Consider the following 19,681-nt stretch of genomic DNA (forward strand, 5'->3'; position numbering starts at 1 on the left):
TCGACTATGCACATCCATATTCTCGGTATCTGCGGCACTTTCATGGGGTCGATGGCGGTTCTGGCCAAAGAGCTGGGCCATCACGTCACCGGTTCCGACGCTAACGTGTATCCACCGATGAGCACCCAGTTGCAGGCCCAGGGCATCGAGCTGACCCAGGGCTACGATCCTGCCCAGCTGGACCCGGCGCCGGACCTGGTGGTGATCGGCAATGCCATGTCCCGCGGCAACCCGGCGGTGGAGTACGTGCTGAACAAGGGCCTGCCCTATGTGTCCGGCCCGCAATGGCTGGCCGACCATGTGCTGCAGGGGCGTTGGGTACTGGCGGTGGCCGGGACCCACGGCAAGACCACCACCAGCAGCATGCTGGCCTGGGTCCTGGAGCATGCGGGCATGAGCCCGGGCTTCCTGATCGGCGGCGTGCCACAGAATTTCGCCGTCTCCGCGCGCTTGGGCGGTACGCCGTTCTTCGTGATCGAGGCTGATGAGTACGACAGCGCCTTCTTCGACAAGCGCTCGAAGTTCGTCCACTACCGCCCACGGACCGCGATCCTCAATAACCTGGAATTCGATCATGCGGACATCTTCCCTGATCTTCCGGCTATCGAGCGGCAGTTCCACCATCTGGTGCGGACCATTCCCAGCGAAGGCCTGGTGATCCATCCCACCACGGAGCCTGCCTTGCAGCGGGTGATCGAGATGGGCTGCTGGACCCCGGTGCAGACTACCGGCGCCGGTGGCCAGTGGCAGGTCAAGTTGCTGAGCGCCGACGGTTCGGCCTTCGAGGTGATGTTCGAAGGCGTGAGCCAGGGCGTGGTGGAGTGGGAGCTGACCGGCCAGCACAACGTCGCCAATGCCCTGGCCACCCTGGCTGCGGCACGCCATGTGGGCGTGGTGCCATCGATGGGCATTGCCGGTCTGAGCGCGTTCAAGAGCGTGAAGCGGCGCATGGAGAAAGTCGCCGAAGTGCATGGCGTGACCATCTACGATGACTTCGCCCATCACCCGACGGCCATCGCCACTACGCTGGATGGCTTGCGCAAGCGGGTTGGCGATGCCCCGGTGATCGCCATCATCGAGCCGCGCTCCAACTCCATGAAGCTTGGCGCGCACCGCGATGGCCTGCCGGAAAGCGTCAACCAGGCCGATCAGGTGATCTGGTATGCCCCGGCCAACCTGGGCTGGGACCTGGCCGCCACGGCGGCCTTGTGCACGGTGCCGTCGATTGTCAGCGACTCTCTGGAAGGCATCATCGAGCGGGTGAAGAGCCAGGCCAAGCCGGGCACCCAGGTGGTGATCATGAGCAACGGCGGCTTTGGCGGCCTGCACGGCAAACTGGCCGAGGCGCTGCGATGAACAACGGCCCGGAACGCATCACCCTGGCCATGACCGGTGCCTCGGGCGCCCAGTACGGCCTGCGCCTGCTGGACTGCCTGGTGCGTGAGGACCGGGAGGTGCATTTTCTGATCTCCAAGGCTGCGCAATTGGTCATGGCCACGGAAACCGATGTGACCCTGCCGCCCAAGCCGCAGACCATGCAGGCCTTCCTCACCGAATACACCGGTGCGTCGGCGGGGCAGATCCGCGTTTATGGCAAGGAGGACTGGATGTCGCCGGTGGCCTCGGGCTCCGGCTCGCCGGCGGCGATGGTAGTGGTGCCGTGCTCCACCGGTACCTTGTCGGCGATTGCCACCGGTGCCTGCAACAACCTGATCGAGCGCGCCGCGGACGTGACCCTCAAGGAGCGCCGGCAGTTGATTCTGGTGCCTCGCGAGGCGCCGTACTCCAGCATTCACCTGGAGCACATGCTCAAGTTGTCGAACATGGGCGTGACCATTCTGCCGGCCTCGCCGGGCTTCTATCACCAGCCGCAGACCATCGATGACCTGGTGGATTTTGTCGTGGCGCGGATTCTCAATCTGTTGAACATCCCGCAGGACATGTTGCCGCGCTGGGGCGAGCATCATCTGAGCAGCGATGAGTAAGTCCCTGCTGGTGCTGTTGGCCGCCCTGCAACTGGGCGGCTGTGCCACGGCCCGGACCTTGAATGCCGCCCAGCCCGGGGCGCCGGTGGTGTATTCGGGGACGCGCCTGGACTTGTATGCGATGCAGGGTGGGTGCTGCGCCATGGACCGCTTTGGCGCTGAGGCACCGAGCTATCCTGGCGTGGATCTGCCAGCCAGTGCCCTGCTCGATACCCTGTTGCTGCCGCTGTCGGTGCTGACGGTATTGGGGGTGGGGTTTCAGGCAACGGGCGGGTTGTAGTGCTTCGCCGGCAAGCCGGCTCCTACAGGCACGTGCAGGAGCGGCTCGCGGGCGAGCGATTCATTTGCCCAGCTTGCGTAGTTCGTCGGACTCGACGATCCGCGTGCCGGTCTGCTCTTCCAGGGCCAGGCGCCACATGGCCCGGGCCAGTTGGCAGGCTTCGATCCCGCGGTACTTGCCCGGTATCAGCCGCGATAGTGGTCCGGCCAGCTGTTCGCCCAGGCGCGGCTCGATGCGATCCCCCAGCAGCAGTGATGGCCGGCAGATGGTCAGTTGTGGCCAGCCCTGCAGTTTCAGCGCTTCTTCCATTTCACCTTTGACCCGGTTGTAGAAGATCGACGACTTGGGGTCGGCGCCCAGGGCGCTGATCACGATCAGGTGCCGTGCGCCCAGCTCCCGCGCGCGTTTGCCGAAGGCCACCACCATGTCCAGGTCCACCGCGCGAAAAGCGGCTTCGGAACCGGCCTGCTTGAGGGTGGTACCCAGGCAGCAGAAGGCGATTTCCACTTTGCCGCTGAGTTGCGGCAGGAATACGGCGGGGTCGCCGACCGGGTTTTCCAGGCGTGGGTGTTCGCTCAGTGGGCGTCTGCTGGGCGCGAGGACGCGGGTGATGGTGGGCTCGTTGAGCAGACGATCGAGCAGTTGCTCCCCGGTCAGGCCGGAGGCGCCGGCGAGCAGGATATGCTGAGGCGTCAAGTACATGGTCATTCCCCCTTGATACTGTTTCAGCTTAGTTGCTCTGTGCTTCCTTGCTGCTTATAGAGACACTCTGCAGGGCCTTTCGTGCCTGCTGTTTGCGCAATTGTTGCCAATGGGCAATGACGCCTCTGGGCGCCCAGATCTGCGGTTCCGACGCTTCGAAGCCGTCTGCCTGCTCACGCTCGGCAACGATGCCCCGGGCCAGCTTGAATGCATGTTCCAGGTCGTCGGTCTGGTTCAGCGCCTGGGCGAACAGGGCATCGCCAAAGTAGGTGAAGTCGGCCTCTTCCGAGCAGCCGAAGGACACCCGGTCTGCCTGGGATGCGGTCATGATCAGGGTTCGCTCATCCTTGAGGGCCGGAATGAAGCCGCCGGAGTAGCAGGAAGAGATGACGATGATCTTGTCGCGGTTCTTCAGCGGGGCCAGGGCGGTGGCCAGTTCATCGGCGGGCAGGTCTGCCAGCTCCAGGCGCGGCTGGTCCAGCACCAGTTCGTGGGCGCTGGTGCCGTGGCTGGTGAGGTAGATGAACACCAGGTCCTCCGGGCCGCTGCGTTCGGCCAGGGTCTGGGCGGCGCGGCGCAGGTTTTCCCGGGTGGCCATGGGCCGGTTCATCAGGTGGTCGCGGTGATTGACCAGGCGGATCTGGCCGTAGGCGCCGAAGCGACTGGCGAGCATGTTGCTGACATAGTCGGCCTCGCGCAGGAACACGCTCTGCTTGCCGTCGCCGGCCAGGGTCAGGCTGTAGAGTTCGATGGCCGAGGTGGAGGCCGGCACCGTATCGAGGGCTTCCTTGAGCAAGCGGCCCTGGACCAGCAGCGCAGTTTCCAGTGGGTCTGGCAGTAGCTTGCCATCGGCATCGCGAACCCGCAGGCCGTTGTTCCACACACCGCTTTGCACGCTGCCATCGCGCAGTACCAGTACGCCGTGGCCTTGGTAGTTGTCACTGTCGAAGCCGCCAACGTAGAAGCTGCCATCGCTGAGGTTGAGCCGCCCCTCGCCGCTGAAGCGCCAGTCGCTGAAGGTGCCGACATAGTGGCTGCCGTCGGCGCCGGTCAGTTCGCCCTTGCCACTCAGGGCGCCTTCCTTGAACTGGCCGATCCAGACGTCGCCGTCGGAGTTTTCGTAGCGCCCCTTGCCGTTGAGCTGGTTGTGCTTGAAGCCGCCGACGTAGATGTCGCCTTCGGCACTGTTGAAGGTGCCGTTGCCTTCCAGCTGGCCGTTGACGAAGTTGCCGGTGAACTGGTTGCCGCTGGCGTCGCTGCGCTGGCCTTCGCCATTGGGCTTGCCCTTGGCGAACTGGCCCTGGTACTGGCTGCCGTCGTCCAGTTCCAGGCGCCCGAGGCCCGAATACAGGTCGGCCTTGAATTCGCCGCGGTAGGTCATGCCGTCTTCTTTGAGGGTGCCTTCGCCATCCCGGCGGCCGAGCTTGAAGCCACCGCTGTAACTGCTGTCCTTGGTGGTCAGGGTGCCCTGACCATGGAACAGCCCTTGCTGGAACTGGCCGCGATAGACCTCGCCGTTGCTGCCGTGCCATTCCCCCTGGCCATGCCACTGGCCCTTGTCGAACTGGCCGGCGTACCAACTGCCGTTGGGGTAGTCGATGCGTCCTTGTCCCTGGAGCAGGCCATTGACCAGGTCGCCTCGATAGCGCCCGCCGTCCGGCAGGCGGGCATCGGGCGGCAACAGCGATTCGCCGTCGCCACAGGCACTGAGCAATAGGGTCAAAACCAGGGGTGCAAGTGGGCGCATAACGGGTTCCGGATAATTAGGGGACCGAGTATGCCGCAGCGGTGTGTCTTATATATAGAGAGGTTGAGCGAAACAGCGTGAGCTGTTTCGCATCGGAGGGATTTCAGACGAAGCAGAGCGACAGCGGTTCGGCGATATAGGCCGGTTTTTCCTGGCCGTCGATTTCCAGGGTGGCGGTCGCCTTGAGCAGCCACTGACCGGGTTTCTTTTCGGTGACGTCAGTCAGGTCGACCTTGAGCCGCACCTTGGAATTGACCGGCACCGGCTGGATGAAACGCACGCTGTCCAGGCCGTAGTTGACCACCATCTTCAGGCCCTGGGGCAGCACGAGGATGTCTTCCATCAGTTTGGGGATCAGCGACAGGGTCAGGAAACCGTGGGCAATGGTGCTGCCGAACGGGGTCTGTGCGGCCTTGACCGGATCCACGTGGATGAACTGGAAGTCACCGGTCGCCTCGGCGAAGAGGTTGATGCGCTCCTGGTCGATGGTGAGCCATGGGGAACGTCCGAGTTCCTTCCCGACATAATCTTTGAGCTCTGCAACAGGAACATGGGGCATTGAGACTCTCCTTGGATCAACGATTTATTAGTATTCGACGTTGTGTGGTGCGCTCTGAAACTTCCACTTTAGATCATCATGGCGATCCTTCCCGGTAAACATCCATGCTTTTGGCGAATGCCGGTTCATAGCACCTGCGTGCTTATAATGCGCGACGGGATCTGGCTGGAGAGGCGGTATGTTGTTACGCGGTTTGACATGGCTGGTGCTGTTCCAATTGCTCGGAACGGCGCTCAATCACCTGCTGTTGCCCGTGCTTCCCGGGCCCATCATCGGCCTGTTACTGCTGCTGGTTTTCCTGGTGGTGCGCGGTGAAGTGGGCGAGCCGCTGAATCTCGCGGCTGGCAGCCTGCTGCGTTACCTGCCGCTGCTGCTGGTGCCGCCTGCGGTGGGGGTCATGGTCTATGCCCGGGACATCGCCGCGGACTTCTGGGCCATTACCGGCGCGCTGGTGTTGTCCCTGGTGATCTCGATGGCCTTTGTCGGCGTGCTGATGCAGCGCCTGGTCAAGCGCCAGGGCCGGCAGGAGGACAGTCAATGATCTTCGATTGGCAGGGGGCCTGGGGCGCGGTGATCCATCACCCGCTGTTTGGCATCGGCATCACACTGGGTGCCTATCAACTGGTGCTGGCGGCGTTCGAGAAGACCCGCTGGATGTTCCTGCAGCCGGTGCTGGTGTCCATGCTACTGGTGATCGGCGTGCTGCTCGGCTGCGGCCTGAGCTATGCCGAGTACCGCAAGAGCACCGAAATCCTGAGCATTCTGCTGGGCCCGGCGACGGTAGCCCTGGCGGTGCCGCTGTACCTCAACCTGCGACGGATCCGCCAATTGTTCTGGCCGATATTGGCTACGCTGGTGGTGGGCGGCGTCGTGGCTACCAGTCTGGGCGTACTGCTGGGATGGTGGTTTGGTGCCGAGCACATGATCCTAATGACCATGGCGCCCAAATCGGTGACCTCGCCCATTGCCATGCTGGTGGCCGAGCAGATTGGTGGCGTGGCGGCGTTGGCGGCGGTCTTCGTGCTGATTACCGGAGTGATCGGAGCGATATTTGGCCCGGGGCTGCTCAACCGTTTGGGGGTGCATGGCCCGGAAGCGCGAGGCATGGCCCTGGGCATGACCGCCCACGCAGTGGGCACCTCGGTGGCCTTGCAGGAAAGTGAGGAGTGCGGCGCCTTTGCGGCGCTGGCGATGAGTCTGATGGGCGTGGCCACGGCAGTGTTGCTGCCGTTGGCGGTGTCGTTGCTGGTTTAAGGAAGGAAGTATGAACCTGGCGCTTTTTCCTCTGAATACCGTGCTGTTTCCCGATTGCATTCTCGATCTGCAGATTTTCGAGGCGCGTTATCTCGACATGATCGGGCGCTGCATGAAGCAGGGCAGCGGGTTTGGGGTGGTGTGCATCCTTGAAGGGGAGGAGGTCGGGACGGCCGCCCAGGGCTATGCGCAAATTGGCTGTGAAGCCTTGATCACCGACTTCCACCAGCAGGACAACGGGCTGCTGGGAATCAGGGTCAGGGGCGGTCGGCGTTTTCGCATTCTGCAAAGCGAAGTGCAGAAAGACCAACTGACGGTGGCCCGGGTGCAATGGCTGGAAGAGGCCCCCGAACAGCCGTTGCAGGATGAGGATGCGGACCTGATTGCGCTGCTCAAGGCCTTGGCCGAACATCCGATGGTCGAGGCCCTGGATATGGGGGTCGAGGCTACGGGGCAGCTGTCACTGGCCAATCAGTTGGCCTACCTGCTGCCTTTTTCCGAACAGGACAAGATCGACCTGCTGCAACTGGATGACCCGCAGCAGCGTCTGGATGCCATCCAGCAGTTGCTGGACGAGCTGCAAGGCGAACTCTTCGCCTGAGCCGCAGCCTGTAGTGGCGGCCAGCTTGCCTCTGGCGCTTTTAATAGGCGTACCGCAGCAGGGCGTGAGGCAAGTGCCGTGTCGCCATGTATCCGCACATCAACAGCATGACCGGCAGTAGCAGCCACCAGGCCCTGGCCGGCATCGGCTTGAGCGGGCCTTGCCATTGGCTCAGGGTCAGGCTGGCGGCGCAGACACAGGCCGCGAGCATGGCGCCGGCGAGAATGTCGGTTGGCCAATGGGCCCCCAGGTAGACCCGCGACAAGGCAATGGCAGCCGCCGGCAGGCAGCCCAGCAACAGCCAGGTCAGGCGCATGCGGGGTGGCTGGCCACGGCCGGCCAGAACTGCCAGGGTCAAGAACAGGGCGAAGGAGCCGGAAGAGTGACCGCTGGGCATGCTGAAACTGGTGAGAGGCTCGCTCAGCACTTCAGGGCGTACCCGTGCGAAGAACCATTTGCTGCCGGTGTTGGCCAGGGCAGTACACAGCAGGGTCGCTCCGGCGAACGCGGCCTGGCGCCATTGGCGCAGGGCCAGGAGCAGCAGGGTCAGCACTGCGCTGAGGATGAACATGGCGCGGAACTCGCCGATCTGGGTGACCATGACCATGATCTTGTCCAGAGCTGGGTCCCGGTGCTCCTGTACCAGGGCGATCAGGCCCTGGTCGAACTGCGTCAGGTACGGATAGCCGATGAACAGCCCTGCCAGAATCAGCAGGCTCAGGCCGGACATCAACAGGGTTGCCCGGCGATGGCGCCGCAGGCTGCTGTTGACGCTCAGGCCGACAAGCACCACCAGGCTGCCAATGACGATGCCCGCCTGGGGCCAGAAGCCTTCGGGCAGGGGCAGGCGAATCGCCGCGCCAGTGGCCCAGCCCGGCAGCAGATAGGCCAGCGACCAGCCCGCCGCCGCCAGCAGGCTGACGGCGAGGAAGCGTGGGAACGGCATGTCGAACATTCCGGCCACCATCGGCAGCATCGGTCGTAGCGGGCCGATGAAGCGGCCCACCAGCAGGCTGGCGATGCCATAGCGCTGGAAGTAGGTTTCCGCACCGCTGATCCATTCAGGGTGATGACGAAGGCCGGGCAAGCGGCGAATGCCTTGGTGGAAATGCCGTCCCAGCAGATAGGACATCACGTCCCCCAGCAATCCGCCGGCAGCACCCAGGAGCAGGGTTTCCCCCAGTGACAGGGCGCCATTGCCGGCCAGTACCGCAATCGCGAACAGCAGGACCGTGCCCGGCACGATCAGGCCCACGATCGCCAGGCATTCCATGCAGGCCACGATGAACACTGCGGCTGCCAGCCATTGGGGGTTGCTGGTTAGCCAGGCGGTCACGCTGTCGAGCCATGGGCCCATAAATTCAACTCCGTTGTTGTTTTTTGCTGAGGTGGGACGGTGGCGTCAGCCGAGCACCAGGTAGTCGCGCCCTTCGACCTGGCCGCGACGCAAAGGGTTGCGCGTGCAGTAGGGGGCGTAGGCGGCATCGACAAAGCGATACATCAGGTGTTCGTCACGCCCATGGGGGATGCCCAGGCGGGTGGCCTGGAGGATGTGTGGCACGGCGGCACCCACATCTTCGACGAAGAGAATCTCGTGATCGAAGCGTTTCGCATCCCAGACCGGAACCTTCAGGCCCAGGGCCTTGCACAGCAGGGTCTGGCCGGCGCAGAGCTTTTGCGCGGGGCGCGGCCGGCCACTGGCGTCCGGATTGTTCAGCAGCATCTGCGCCAGGCTGGCAGGGCCGGAGACTTCATCGACCCAGGGATAGGCGGACTTGATCAGTACGGCATTGCCAGGGCCCCGGGCGCTGAAGTTCAGGGAGTCGCCGCCGCGGGCGTAGTACATATAGATGTGGCCGCCGTCCAGAAACAAAGCCTTACGCTTTTCTGTGTAGCCGAGGGAGGCGTGGCTGCCTTTTTCCTCGCAGTAATAGGCTTCGGTTTCGATAATGCGCGCGGACAGCCACAGATCGCCGACTTTATGGCGGATGACTTTGCCCAACAGTTCGCGGGCCAAAAGCTCGGCATCACGGTCGAAAAAGCCGTCCGGCAGGGCTTTTGGCAGTTTTGCAGAGGTCAGAATGGACATGGTGGCGAAGGGTTATGGCGGAAAAGGTGACGCAATGGTAACAACTCCAGGCTTAATTCAGGCTGAACGCCGGGTATTTGCACTCCATTTCGACCATCCGCCCGTGACCGCTGTCCGTGGGCCGGCGCGACAGCTATAATCAGCCGCTTTCCTCTTTGCCAAGACCACACCAGACCATGACTGAGTCCGTTCTTGACTACATGACCCGCCTGGGTCGCGCTGCCCGCCAGGCTTCCCGGGTGATCGCCCGTGCCACCACCGCGCAAAAGAATCGTGCGCTGCTGGCGGCTGCCGATGCGTTGGACGCGGCACGACCGGAACTGACTGCGGCCAACGAGCAGGACCTGGCCAACGGCCGGGCCAATGGTCTGGAGCCGGCTCTGCTGGATCGCCTGGCGCTGACCCCGGCGCGTATCGACGAAATGATCGAAGGCCTGCGTCAGGTGGCCAAGCTGCCTGACCCCATCGGTGAAATCCGCGACATGCGCTACCTGCCGTCGGGCATCCAGGTGGGCAAGATGCGCGTGCCACTGGGGGTGATCGGCATCATCTACGAGTCGCGCCCGAACGTGACCATCGATGCGGCCAGCCTGTGCCTGAAGTCGGGCAACGCCACCATCCTGCGCGGCGGTTCCGAGGCGATCCATTCCAACCGCGCCATCGCCACCTGCATTCAGCAGGGCCTGGCGGCGGCCGACCTGCCGCCTCACGTGGTGCAGGTAGTGGAAACCACCGACCGCGCTGCGGTTGGAGCGCTGATCACCATGCCCGAGTTCGTCGATGTGATCGTGCCCCGTGGCGGCAAGAGCCTGATCGAGCGGGTCAGCCGTGACGCCAAGGTGCCGGTGATCAAGCACCTGGACGGCGTCTGCCACGTGTATATCGATGTCGCGGCGGACCTGGACAAGGCCATTCGCATTGCCGACAACGCCAAGACCCAGCGCTATGCACCGTGCAACACCATGGAAACCCTGCTGGTTCACTCCGCCATTGCCGAGCGCGTATTGCCGCCATTGGCCGCGATCTACCGCGACAAGGGCGTCGAGCTGCGTGGTTGTGCGCAAACCCGCGCACTCCTCGGTGCCGGTGTGTTGGAGGCAACCGAAGAAGACTGGCGCACCGAGTACACCGCGCCGATCCTCTCGATCCGCGTGCTGGACAACCTGGAGCAGGCCATCGAGCACATCAATACCTATGGCTCGCACCACACCGACTCGATCGTCACCGAAAACTTCAGTGACGCCCGGCGCTTCCTTAACGAAGTGGATTCCAGTTCGGTCATGGTCAATGCCTCGACGCGCTTTGCCGACGGCTTCGAGTACGGCCTGGGCGCGGAGATCGGCATTTCCACCGACAAGCTGCACGCCCGTGGCCCGGTTGGGCTGGAAGGGCTGACCAGCGAGAAGTACGTAGTCTTTGGCGACGGTCACGTGCGTACTTGATGGGCAAACGTATCGGTCTGCTGGGCGGCACCTTCGATCCAGTGCATATCGGCCACTTGCGTGGCGCGCTGGAGGTGGCGGAATCCATGCAACTCGATGAGCTGCGCCTGGTACCCAGTGCCAGGCCGCCCCATCGGGATACACCGCAGGTGTCGGCTCTCGATCGTCTGGCGATGGTCGAGTGTGCGGTGGCGGGCGTTTCACCCCTGGTGGTGGACGACCGTGAGCTGAAACGGGACAAGCCGTCCTACACCATCGACACCCTGGAACAGATGCGGGCCGAGCTGGCCGCAGATGACCAGTTGTTTCTGTTACTGGGCTGGGACGCGTTTTGCGGCCTGCCCACCTGGCATCGTTGGGAAGAGTTACTCCAGCATTGCCACATCCTGGTGCTGCAACGCCCGGATGCCGACAGCGAACCGCCGGATGCCTTGCGCAACCTGCTGGCAGCGCGTTCGGTGAGCGACCCTTTGGCCCTGCAAGGGCCTGGGGGACACATTGCATTCGTCTGGCAGACGCCGCTTGCGGTGTCCGCCACCCAGATCCGTCAACTGCTGGCCAGCGGTAAGTCGGTACGTTTCCTGGTGCCTGACGCGGTCCTGGCCTATATCGATGCACACGGGCTTTACCGTGCGCCGAACTGAAGGAGCGCTGCCGGCCTGTGCTGAGCGGCGTTCCAAACATACGAGCTAAACGAGTTTTATATGACTAACCAAGTAATGAAAGGCGAAGATCTGGTCAAGGTGGCTGTCGCCGCGCTGGAAGACGTCAAGGCCCAGGACGTCCTGGTGATCGATGTTCGCGACAAGCAGAGCATCACTGACTACATGATCATCGCTACCGGTACCTCCAACCGCCAGATCGGCGCGATGCTGGAAAAGGTCCGTGAAATGGTCAAGGCCCAGGGCGTGCGCCCATTGGGTGAAGAAGGCAAGGGCGACAGTGACTGGGTGCTGCTGGACCTGGACGACGTGATCGTGCACATGATGACCGCCTCGGCCCGCCAGTTCTACGACCTGGAGCGTCTGTGGCAGGGCGCCGAGCAGAGCCGCGCGGCCGATGGCAAGCACCACAGCCCGGAGCATGGCCACGAGCACTTCACCAAGCTCAACAAAGACCAGCAATAAGGGACGGCTGTGCGCCTGCGTCTGATCGCTGTCGGTTCACGCATGCCCAAGTGGGTGGAAGAGGGTTGGCACGAGTATGCCAAGCGTCTGCCATCCGAGCTGGCGTTGGAACTGGTGGAAATTCCGCTCAATACCCGGGGCAAGAACGCCGACGTGGCTCGCTTCATCCGTCAGGAGGGCGAGGCCATGCTGGCCAAGGTCGGGCATAACGAGCGCATCGTCACCCTCGAGGTGCATGGCAAACCCTGGAGCACCGAGCAACTGGCGGTGGAACTGGATCGCTGGCGTCTCGATTCGCGCACCGTGAATTTCATGGTCGGCGGCCCGGAAGGGCTGGCGCCGGAGGTCTGTGCGCGGGCGGATCAGCGCTGGTCGCTGTCGCCGCTGACCTTGCCGCACCCGCTGGTGCGGATTCTCATCGGTGAACAGCTGTATCGCGCCTGGACCGTGCTGTCCGGGCACCCTTACCACAAGTAGCCCGCGCCCCTCATGTCCCAGCCGATCCGCATCAAGGACCACGAAAAAGACGCCCGTCTGGTGCGTGGCCGTGTCGTGTTCGGCGCCATCATGGTGGTTTGCCTGATCGGTGTGCTGATTGCCCGGCTGTATTACCTGCAGGTGATCCAGTACGACTATCACTCCACCCTTTCGGAGAACAACCGGGTCCACGTGCAGCCGATTCCACCGACTCGCGGGTTGATTTTCGACCGCAATGGCGTGGTGGTGGCGGACAACCGGCCCAGCTTCAGCCTGAGCATGACCCGCGAGCGTTCCGGCGACTGGCAGCAGGTGCTCGACGTGATCGTCGAGGTGCTGGAGCTGACTCCGGAAGACCGGGTGCTGTTTGAAAAGCGCATGAAGCAGGGGCGTCGGCCTTTCGAGCCGGTGCCGATCCTGTTCGAGCTGACGGAAGAGCAGATCGCCCGGATCGCGGTGAACCAGTTCCGCCTGCCCGGTGTGGAAGTGGTGGCCCAGCTGGTCCGGCATTACCCCCAGGGCGCGCATTTTGCGCACTCCGTGGGCTATATGGGGCGGATCAACGAGAAAGAGCTCAAGTCCCTCGATCCGGTGAACTACAGCGGCACCCACCATATCGGCAAGACCGGCATCGAGCGCTTCTACGAGCCTGAGCTGCACGGCCAGGTGGGTTACGAAGAGGTCGAGACCAACGCCCGTGGCCGGGTGCTGCGGGTGCTCAAGCGCACCGACCCGATTCCCGGCAAGGACATTGTCCTGAGCCTGGACATCAAGTTGCAGGAAGCCGCGGAACTGGCCCTGGGCGGGCGCCGTGGCGCGGTGGTAGCCCTGGATCCGAGTACCGGTGAAGTGCTGGCGATGGTCAGCCAGCCGAGCTTCGACCCCAACCTGTTCGTCACCGGCATCAGCTTCAAGGCCTATGCCGAGCTGCGCGATTCCATCGACCGGCCGCTGTTCAACCGGGTGCTGCGGGGCCTCTATCCGCCGGGTTCGACCATCAAGCCGGCGGTGGCCATTGCCGGGCTGGATGCCGGCGTGGTCACGGCTTCGACCCGGGTCTACGACCCGGGCTACTACCAGTTGCCCAACTACGACCACAAGTACCGCAACTGGAACCGTACCGGTGACGGTTATGTCGACCTGGATACCGCGATCATGCGGTCCAACGACACCTATTTCTACGACCTGGCCCACAAGCTGGGGATCGACCGGCTGTCCGCCTACATGAGCAAGTTCGGTATCGGCCAGAAGGTCTCTTTGGACATGTTCGAGGAGTCGCCGGGCTTGATGCCGACCCGCGAATGGAAGCGCGCCACCCGGCGCCAGGCCTGGTTCCCGGGGGAGACCCTGATTCTCGGGATCGGCCAGGGCTACATGCAGTCCACGCCGTTGCAACTGGCCCAGGCCACCGCCCTGGTCGCCAGCAAGGGCAAGTGGAACCGGCCGCACCTGGCCAAAAGCATCGAGGGCGAGAAGCCGGTGGATCACAACCCGATGCCGGACATTGTCCTGCGTGACCCCTCGGACTGGACGAAGGTCAACCATGGCATGCAGCAGGTGATGCACGGTGCCCGGGGCACCGCGCGCAAGGCTGCGGCCGGTTCGCCGTACCGGATTGCCGGCAAGAGTGGTACCGCCCAGGTGGTGGCGATCAAGCAGGGCGAGAAGTACGACCGCTCCAAGGTCCAGGAACGGCATCGTGACCACGCCTTGTTCGTCGGCTTCGCGCCGGCGGAAAACCCCAAGATCGTGGTCTCGGTCATGGTCGAGAACGGTGAGTCGGGCTCCGGCGTCGCGGCACCGGTAGTGCGTCAGGTGATGGATGCCTGGCTTCTCGGCCAGGACGGCCAGCTCAAGCCCGAGTTCGCCAGCCCTATCAGCGCGGAGGCTACGGCCCGTGAAGAGTAATTTTGACCGCATCCTCTCCAGTGAGGATGTGATGCGTCGTCGCGCGACGCTGTTGCAGCGCCTGCATATCGATGGCCCGCTGCTGGTGCTGCTGCTGACCCTGGCTGCCGGTAGCCTGTTCGTGCTGTATTCCGCCAGCGGCAAGAGTTGGGACCTGCTGGCCAAGCAGGCCACTTCATTCGGTATCGGCCTGGTGTCGATGATCGTCATCGCCCAGTTCGAGCCGCGCTTCATGGCCCGCTGGGTGCCGCTGGGCTACGTGTTCGGCGTGGTGCTGCTGGTGGTGGTAGATGTCATGGGCCACAACGCCATGGGGGCGACCCGCTGGATCAACATCCCCGGGGTGATCCGCTTCCAGCCGTCGGAGTTCATGAAGATCATCATGCCGGCGACCATCGCCTGGTACCTGTCCAAGCGCACCCTGCCACCCCATCTCAAGCATGTGGGGATCAGCCTGGTGCTGATTGGCATTCCGTTCATCCTGATCGTGCGCCAGCCTGACCTGGGTACGGCCTTGCTGATCCTGGCCGGCGGCACCTTCGTGCTGTTCATGGGCGGCCTGCGCTGGCGCTGGATCCTCAGCGTGCTGGCGGCTGCGGTTCCCGTGGCCATCGCCATGTGGTTCTTCATCATGCACGACTACCAGAAGCAGCGGATCCTGACTTTCCTCGACCCGGAGAGCGATCCGCTGGGCACCGGCTGGAACATCATCCAGTCCAAGGCCGCCATCGGCTCCGGTGGGGTGTTCGGCAAGGGCTGGCTGCTGGGCACCCAGTCGCACCTGGACTTTTTGCCGGAGAGCCACACCGACTTCATTATCGCTGTCATGGGCGAGGAGTTCGGCCTGGTGGGCATCTGTGCGCTGCTGCTGATCTACCTGCTGCTGATCGGGCGCGGGCTGGTGATCACCGCCCAGGCCCAGACACTGTTTGGCAAATTGCTCGCGGGCAGCCTGACCATGACGTTTTTTGTTTACGTTTTCGTCAACATCGGTATGGTCAGTGGCTTGTTGCCGGTCGTAGGGGTGCCGTTGCCGTTCATTAGCTACGGAGGAACTTCGCTGGTGACGCTACTGTCAGCGTTTGGGGTTTTGATGTCGATCCATACCCATCGCAAGTGGATCGCGCAGGTTTGATTAAGGTGAAGAATTCAATGCAAGCAATGCGTGGCTGGGCCGCTCGGCAGGCGCCGTGGGTCGGTCTGGTAAGCATCCTTGGTGCAGCGCAGCCCGCGTTCGCCGGTGATTACGAAGGTTCGCCCCAGGTGGCCGAATTCGTGGGCGAAATGACTCGGGACTATGGTTTTGCCGGGGAACAGCTGATGGCTGTGTTCCGCGAGGCCGAGCGCAAGCAGTCGATTCTTGACGCCATTTCGCGGCCCGCCGAGCGGGTCAAGCAGTGGAAGGAATACCGGCCGATGTTCATCACCGACGCGCGCATTGCCCGCGGTGTGGATTTCTGGCGCCAGCATGAAGCGGTGCTGGCCCGCGCCGAGCAGGAATATGGCGTACCGGCCCAGGTAATTGTCTCGATCATCGGCGTTGAAACCTTTTTCGGTCGAAATACCGGGAATTACCGGGTGATCGACGCATTGTCCACCCTGGGGTTCGATTATCCGCCCCGTGCCGAGTTCTTCCGCAAGGAACTGCGCGAGTTCCTGTTGCTGGCGCGTGAGGAGCAGGTCGATCCATTGAGCCTCAAGGGTTCCTACGCCGGAGCCATGGGCCTACCACAGTTCATGCCCAGCAGCTTTCGGGCTTATGCGGTGGACTTCGACGGTGACGGCCACATCAATATCTGGACCAACCCCGATGATGCCATCGGCAGTGTGGCCAGCTATTTCAAACGCCACGGCTGGGTGGCCGGCGAACCGGTGGTCAGTCGCGCCGATGTGCGTGGCGATCGGGTAGATGAAGGCTTGACCACCGGGATCGAACCGACGAAAACCGTCGGGGAGTTGCGGGCCCTGGGCTGGTCGAGTCATGATGCGCTGCGCGATGATATGCCGGTCACCGCTTTCCGTCTGGAAGGTGACAATGGCCCGGAATACTGGATGGGCCTGAAGAATTTTTACGCGATCACTCGCTATAACCGCAGCGTGATGTACGCCATGGCCGTACATCAGTTGTCTGAACAGCTGATCCAAGCACGGGGCGTCAAGTAATGCTGGCAATGCCAATTCGCAAACCCCTGAAGCTGGTGGCTTTTGCCGCGTTGTCCTTGCTGGTGGTCAGTTGCTCGACGAGTCGCTCGCCGCAGCAGAAATCTTCCACCGCTGTGCGTTCCATGCCGGGCCTGGACGTCAACCGCGCCCACAAGGATGGCGCGCCGTGGTGGGATGTCGACGTTTCGCGCATCCCCGATGCGACCCCGACCCTGCATACCGGCCCCTACAAGGCCAACCCCTACACGGTACTGGGCAAGACCTATTTCCCCATCCAGGAATCGAAGAACTACGTGGCCTCCGGCACGGCGTCCTGGTATGGCACCAAGTTCCACGGCCAGAACACCGCCAATGGCGAGGTCTATGACCTGTACGGCATGAGTGCCGCGCACAAGACCCTGCCGTTGCCCAGTTACGTGAAGGTCACCAACCTGGACAACAATCGCAGCGTGATCCTGCGGGTCAACGACCGTGGGCCGTTCTATTCCGACCGGATCATCGACCTTTCCTACGCCGCGGCCAAGAAGCTCGGCTATGCCGAGACCGGCACCGCCCGGGTCAAGGTCGAGGGCATCGATCCGCAGCAATGGTGGGCTCAGCGTGGCCGTCCGGCGCCGCTGATGCTCAACGAGCCGCAAGTGGCGCAGAATAGCGCGCCGGTGGTTACGGCCTCGGCCGGCACTGTCGAACAATGGACCCCGCCGCCCCAGCAGCACGCGGCGGCTGTGGTTCCCGTACAAGTGAAAAACACGGCAGCAGCTTCTGGCCAGTATCTGCAGGTGGGCGCCTTCGCCAACCCTGACGCTGCCGAGCTGTTGAGGTCGAAATTGAGTGGCATGGTGAGCGCCCCGGTGTTCATCAGCTCGATCGTCCGCAATCAACAGACGCTGCATCGGGTCCGCCTGGGGCCATTCGGCACGCCGGGTGAGGCCCAGCAAGCGCAGAACAGCGTACGCCTGGCGAACCTTGGGCAGGCCAGCGTGGTCTCTGCCGAGTAAGAATACTGAAGATTGAAGATCCGCTTGCGGTATTGGGGGGTGGGTCCTGGTTGTTGGCTCGTCGAACAACAAAAGCCCGGCAAGGGTCAGTGAGTGAACAACTGCACACGCGACAGCCCTTTAGAAGGCTGTCTGAAATAGTTTTGCCCGCAAGGGCAAGTTTCCATTAGCAACTTCGAGAGACGGATGAACATCACCACCTTTGCCAAACGCCTGTGCCTGCTTGTCCCGCTGATCATCACGCCCGCCGCCTGGGCGGTCGAAGCGATGCCGTCGCCACCGCAACTGGCCGCCAAATCCTATGTGCTCATGGACGCCAGCAGCGGTAACGTGCTGGTGGAGAACAATGGTGACCAGCGCCTGCCGCCGGCCAGTCTGACCAAGCTGATGACCGCCTACATCGCGACCCTGGAAATCCGTCGCGGCCAGATCGGCGAGAACGATCCGGTGACCGTCAGCGAGAACGCCTGGCGTACCGGCGGCTCGCGGATGTTCATCAAGGTGGGTTCGCAAGTCACCGTCAGCGACCTGCTGCACGGCATCATCATCCAGTCGGGCAACGACGCCAGCGTCGCGGTTTCCGAGCATATCGCCGGTAGCGAAGACGCGTTCGCCGACATGATGAACAAGACGGCAACCGACCTGGGCATGAGCAACAGCCACTTCATGAACCCTACCGGCCTGCCGAACCCAGAGCATTACTCGTCGGCCCATGACATGGCGGTGCTGGCTCGCGCGATCATCCATGAAGACCCTGCGCACTACGCGATCTACTCGCAGAAGGAGTTCTTCTGGAACGGCATCAAGCAACCCAACCGCAACCTGCTGCTGTGGCGCGACAAGACCGTTGATGGCCTGAAGACCGGCCATACCGACGAAGCCGGCTACTGCATGGTGTCCTCGGCGGTGCGTGATGGCATGCGCCTGATCGCCGTGGTGTTCGGTACCAACAGCGAACAGGCTCGTGCTGCTGAAACCCAGAAGCTGCTGACTTACGGTTTCCGTTTCTTCGAAACCCAGACCTTCTACCAGAAGGGCACCGAGCTGGCCCAGGCCCAGGTCTGGAAGGGCACCACTCATCAGGTCAAAGCCGGTCTGGCCGAAGACCTGACCATGACTATGCCTAAAGGCCAGTTGAAAAAGCTCGCCGCCAGCATGACCATGAACCCGCAACTGATCGCGCCGATCGCCAAGGGCGACGTGATTGGTAAAGTCGAAGTGAAACTGGACGACAAGGTGGTGCACAGCGCTGATCTGATCGCCCTGGAAGCGGTCGACGAAGGTGGTATCTTCCGTCGCATGTGGGATAGCATCCGTCTATTCTTCTACGGCTTGTTCAACTGATATTGTCGACCTGCGTGGCCCTCGTTCCCCAGTGGAGCGGGGGCCATGTCCGTCGTCCGGCTATACGAGGCCGTTACTGCCATGACAGACACTGACGTTAAGTCGCACAAGATTGAGTTTCCCGTCGATGACTATCCGATCAAGGTGATCGGTGACACGGTTGTCGGCTTCAAGGACACCGTGATCGAGATCCTTGCCAAGTACGCCAAGCTGGACATCAAGTCCCTGGCCGAGCGTCAAAGCAGCAACGGCAAGTACACCACCGTACAACTGCACATCACCGCCACCGGTGAAGACCAATTGCGTGATATCAATAGTGCCCTGCGTGCTACCGGTGTCGTCCACATGGTGCTGTGATGCCACAGACGCTGGGCTTTCGTGAGCTTGGCCAGATGGCTTACGAGCCGGTCTGGCAAGCGATGCAGCGCTTTACCAATGAACGCGGTACCGATGCACCGGATGAAGTCTGGCTGGTGCAGCATCCACCGGTATTCACCCAGGGCCAGGCCGGCAAGGCCGAGCACCTGTTGCTCCCGGGGGATATCCCCGTGGTGCAGGTGGACCGCGGCGGCCAGGTGACCTATCACGGCCCTGGCCAGCTGGTGGCCTACCTGCTGCTGGATGTGCGCCGATTAGGTTTCGGTGTGCGGGACCTGGTCAACCGCATGGAGCACTGCCTGATCGAGCTGCTGGCCAGCTACGGCGTGCCGGCGGCGGCCAAGCCCGATGCACCGGGCGTCTACGTCAATGGGGCGAAAATCGCCTCCCTGGGCCTGCGTATCCGTCACGGATGCTCTTTTCACGGTCTGGCCTTGAACGTGGACATGGATTTGCAGCCGTTTCGACGGATTAACCCCTGTGGTTATGCCGGGTTGGCGATGACCCAGCTGAGCGACCATGCAGGGCCGATTGAATTTGCCGAGGTAAGTGCCCGGCTGCGTGCGCAGCTCGTCAAACACCTCGACTATGCTGAGCAGACGACCCTAACGGGCGGAATCGACTGAT

Annotated in this window: 21 protein-coding genes and 1 pseudogene; 17 read left to right on the forward strand and 5 right to left on the reverse strand. The window is 62.8% G+C overall.

Translation table 11 applies throughout. The annotated features are described in order from the left end of the window. Positions 1-6: 6 nt before the first annotated feature. From mpl to BM382_RS29515, 3 genes are read left to right on the forward strand one after another with little or no spacing between them, the layout of a single operon-like run. On the forward strand, positions 7-1,356 hold the full coding sequence (gene mpl, locus BM382_RS29505; RefSeq protein ID WP_011063685.1) for a UDP-N-acetylmuramate:L-alanyl-gamma-D-glutamyl-meso-diaminopimelate ligase: 1,350 nt from the start codon (positions 7-9) through the stop codon (positions 1,354-1,356). Next, positions 1,353-1,985 carry a flavin prenyltransferase UbiX gene (gene ubiX / locus BM382_RS29510; protein WP_011063684.1) on the forward strand — a complete coding sequence of 211 codons (633 nt, stop codon included), beginning with the start codon at positions 1,353-1,355 and terminating at the stop codon, positions 1,983-1,985. Before mpl ends, ubiX begins: the two co-directional genes overlap by 4 nt. Beyond that, positions 1,978-2,265: a YceK/YidQ family lipoprotein gene (locus BM382_RS29515; RefSeq protein ID WP_011063683.1), complete on the forward strand. Its 288-nt coding sequence runs from the start codon at positions 1,978-1,980 to the stop codon at positions 2,263-2,265. Before ubiX ends, BM382_RS29515 begins: the two co-directional genes overlap by 8 nt. A gap of 60 nt (positions 2,266-2,325) precedes the next feature. Here the strand turns inward: BM382_RS29515 and BM382_RS29520 are convergent, their stop codons facing one another. The 3 genes from BM382_RS29520 to BM382_RS29530 all read right to left on the reverse strand — a co-directional run bounded on the left by BM382_RS29520 (position 2,326) and on the right by BM382_RS29530 (position 5,273). Further along, the gene (locus tag BM382_RS29520) at positions 2,326-2,967 is read right to left on the reverse strand and encodes an oxidoreductase (protein WP_011063682.1); all 642 of its coding nucleotides are present in this window, start codon (positions 2,965-2,967) and stop codon (positions 2,326-2,328) included. Between the two features lie 28 nt (positions 2,968-2,995). Next, positions 2,996-4,714 (reverse strand): C13 family peptidase, encoded by a 1,719-nt coding sequence (locus BM382_RS29525; RefSeq protein ID WP_019094182.1) that lies wholly within the window; start codon positions 4,712-4,714, stop codon positions 2,996-2,998. A 103-nt stretch (positions 4,715-4,817) separates the two neighbouring features. Further along, positions 4,818-5,273 carry a MaoC family dehydratase gene (locus BM382_RS29530; protein WP_011063680.1) on the reverse strand — a complete coding sequence of 152 codons (456 nt, stop codon included), beginning with the start codon at positions 5,271-5,273 and terminating at the stop codon, positions 4,818-4,820. 178 nt (positions 5,274-5,451) lie between these two features. Here BM382_RS29530 and BM382_RS29535 point away from each other — a divergent pair, with 178 nt between their 5' ends. The 3 genes from BM382_RS29535 to BM382_RS29545 are packed head-to-tail and all read left to right on the forward strand — an operon-like array spanning position 5,452 to position 7,128. Next, entirely contained in the window at positions 5,452-5,814 is a 363-nt protein-coding gene (locus tag BM382_RS29535) for a CidA/LrgA family protein (RefSeq protein ID WP_011063679.1), read from the forward strand. Then, positions 5,811-6,527, forward strand: coding sequence for an LrgB family protein (locus tag BM382_RS29540; protein ID WP_072444925.1), 717 nt, complete (start codon positions 5,811-5,813; stop codon positions 6,525-6,527). Before BM382_RS29535 ends, BM382_RS29540 begins: the two co-directional genes overlap by 4 nt. A gap of 10 nt (positions 6,528-6,537) precedes the next feature. After that, positions 6,538-7,128 carry an LON peptidase substrate-binding domain-containing protein gene (locus BM382_RS29545; RefSeq protein ID WP_015637174.1) on the forward strand — a complete coding sequence of 197 codons (591 nt, stop codon included), beginning with the start codon at positions 6,538-6,540 and terminating at the stop codon, positions 7,126-7,128. 40 nt (positions 7,129-7,168) lie between these two features. On the opposite strand, the gene BM382_RS29550 is transcribed toward BM382_RS29545, so the two are convergent. Together BM382_RS29550 and BM382_RS29555 are read right to left on the reverse strand one after the other, a co-directional pair. Continuing rightward, positions 7,169-8,485 carry a bifunctional DedA family/phosphatase PAP2 family protein gene (locus tag BM382_RS29550; RefSeq protein ID WP_019094180.1) on the reverse strand — a complete coding sequence of 439 codons (1,317 nt, stop codon included), beginning with the start codon at positions 8,483-8,485 and terminating at the stop codon, positions 7,169-7,171. Positions 8,486-8,530: 45 nt separating this feature from the next. Further along, positions 8,531-9,217, reverse strand: coding sequence for a DNA-3-methyladenine glycosylase (locus tag BM382_RS29555; RefSeq protein WP_072444927.1), 687 nt, complete (start codon positions 9,215-9,217; stop codon positions 8,531-8,533). Positions 9,218-9,393: 176 nt separating this feature from the next. Between BM382_RS29555 and BM382_RS29560 the strand changes: the two genes are divergently transcribed. The 11 genes and pseudogenes from BM382_RS29560 to lipB all read left to right on the forward strand — a co-directional run bounded on the left by BM382_RS29560 (position 9,394) and on the right by lipB (position 19,680). Further along, the gene (locus BM382_RS29560; protein WP_011063674.1) at positions 9,394-10,659 is read left to right on the forward strand and encodes a glutamate-5-semialdehyde dehydrogenase; all 1,266 of its coding nucleotides are present in this window, start codon (positions 9,394-9,396) and stop codon (positions 10,657-10,659) included. Further along, positions 10,659-11,303, forward strand: coding sequence for a nicotinate-nucleotide adenylyltransferase (nadD, locus tag BM382_RS29565; RefSeq protein WP_011063673.1), 645 nt, complete (start codon positions 10,659-10,661; stop codon positions 11,301-11,303). The genes BM382_RS29560 and nadD overlap by 1 nt, the downstream gene beginning before the upstream one ends. Before the next feature lie 75 nt (positions 11,304-11,378). Beyond that, positions 11,379-11,786: pseudogene (gene rsfS, locus BM382_RS29570) on the forward strand (ribosome silencing factor); the annotation flags it as partial. Between the two features lie 9 nt (positions 11,787-11,795). After that, positions 11,796-12,263, forward strand: a complete 468-nt coding sequence (gene rlmH / locus BM382_RS29575; RefSeq protein WP_011063671.1) for a 23S rRNA (pseudouridine(1915)-N(3))-methyltransferase RlmH — start codon at positions 11,796-11,798, stop codon at positions 12,261-12,263. A gap of 12 nt (positions 12,264-12,275) precedes the next feature. Next, entirely contained in the window at positions 12,276-14,171 is a 1,896-nt protein-coding gene (gene mrdA / locus BM382_RS29580) for a penicillin-binding protein 2 (RefSeq protein WP_011063670.1), read from the forward strand. Positions 14,172-14,202: 31 nt separating this feature from the next. After that, complete coding sequence (rodA, locus tag BM382_RS29585; protein ID WP_015637169.1) at positions 14,203-15,306, forward strand: rod shape-determining protein RodA; 1,104 nt, start codon at positions 14,203-14,205, stop codon at positions 15,304-15,306. A 17-nt stretch (positions 15,307-15,323) separates the two neighbouring features. Continuing rightward, complete coding sequence (mltB, locus tag BM382_RS29590; RefSeq protein WP_072444929.1) at positions 15,324-16,334, forward strand: lytic murein transglycosylase B; 1,011 nt, start codon at positions 15,324-15,326, stop codon at positions 16,332-16,334. Continuing rightward, positions 16,334-17,332, forward strand: coding sequence for a septal ring lytic transglycosylase RlpA family protein (locus tag BM382_RS29595; protein ID WP_011063667.1), 999 nt, complete (start codon positions 16,334-16,336; stop codon positions 17,330-17,332). Before mltB ends, BM382_RS29595 begins: the two co-directional genes overlap by 1 nt. A gap of 186 nt (positions 17,333-17,518) precedes the next feature. Beyond that, complete coding sequence (locus BM382_RS29600; protein WP_011063666.1) at positions 17,519-18,676, forward strand: D-alanyl-D-alanine carboxypeptidase family protein; 1,158 nt, start codon at positions 17,519-17,521, stop codon at positions 18,674-18,676. Positions 18,677-18,757: 81 nt separating this feature from the next. After that, positions 18,758-19,033 carry a DUF493 domain-containing protein gene (locus BM382_RS29605; RefSeq protein ID WP_011063665.1) on the forward strand — a complete coding sequence of 92 codons (276 nt, stop codon included), beginning with the start codon at positions 18,758-18,760 and terminating at the stop codon, positions 19,031-19,033. Continuing rightward, the gene (lipB, locus tag BM382_RS29610) at positions 19,033-19,680 is read left to right on the forward strand and encodes a lipoyl(octanoyl) transferase LipB (RefSeq protein ID WP_011063664.1); all 648 of its coding nucleotides are present in this window, start codon (positions 19,033-19,035) and stop codon (positions 19,678-19,680) included. The genes BM382_RS29605 and lipB overlap by 1 nt, the downstream gene beginning before the upstream one ends. Position 19,681: the final 1 nt, after the last annotated feature.

Origin of the sequence: Pseudomonas sp. NFPP25 (assembly GCF_900116505.1) — a bacterium.
Classification (GTDB): Bacteria; Pseudomonadota; Gammaproteobacteria; order Pseudomonadales; family Pseudomonadaceae; genus Aquipseudomonas; species Aquipseudomonas protegens.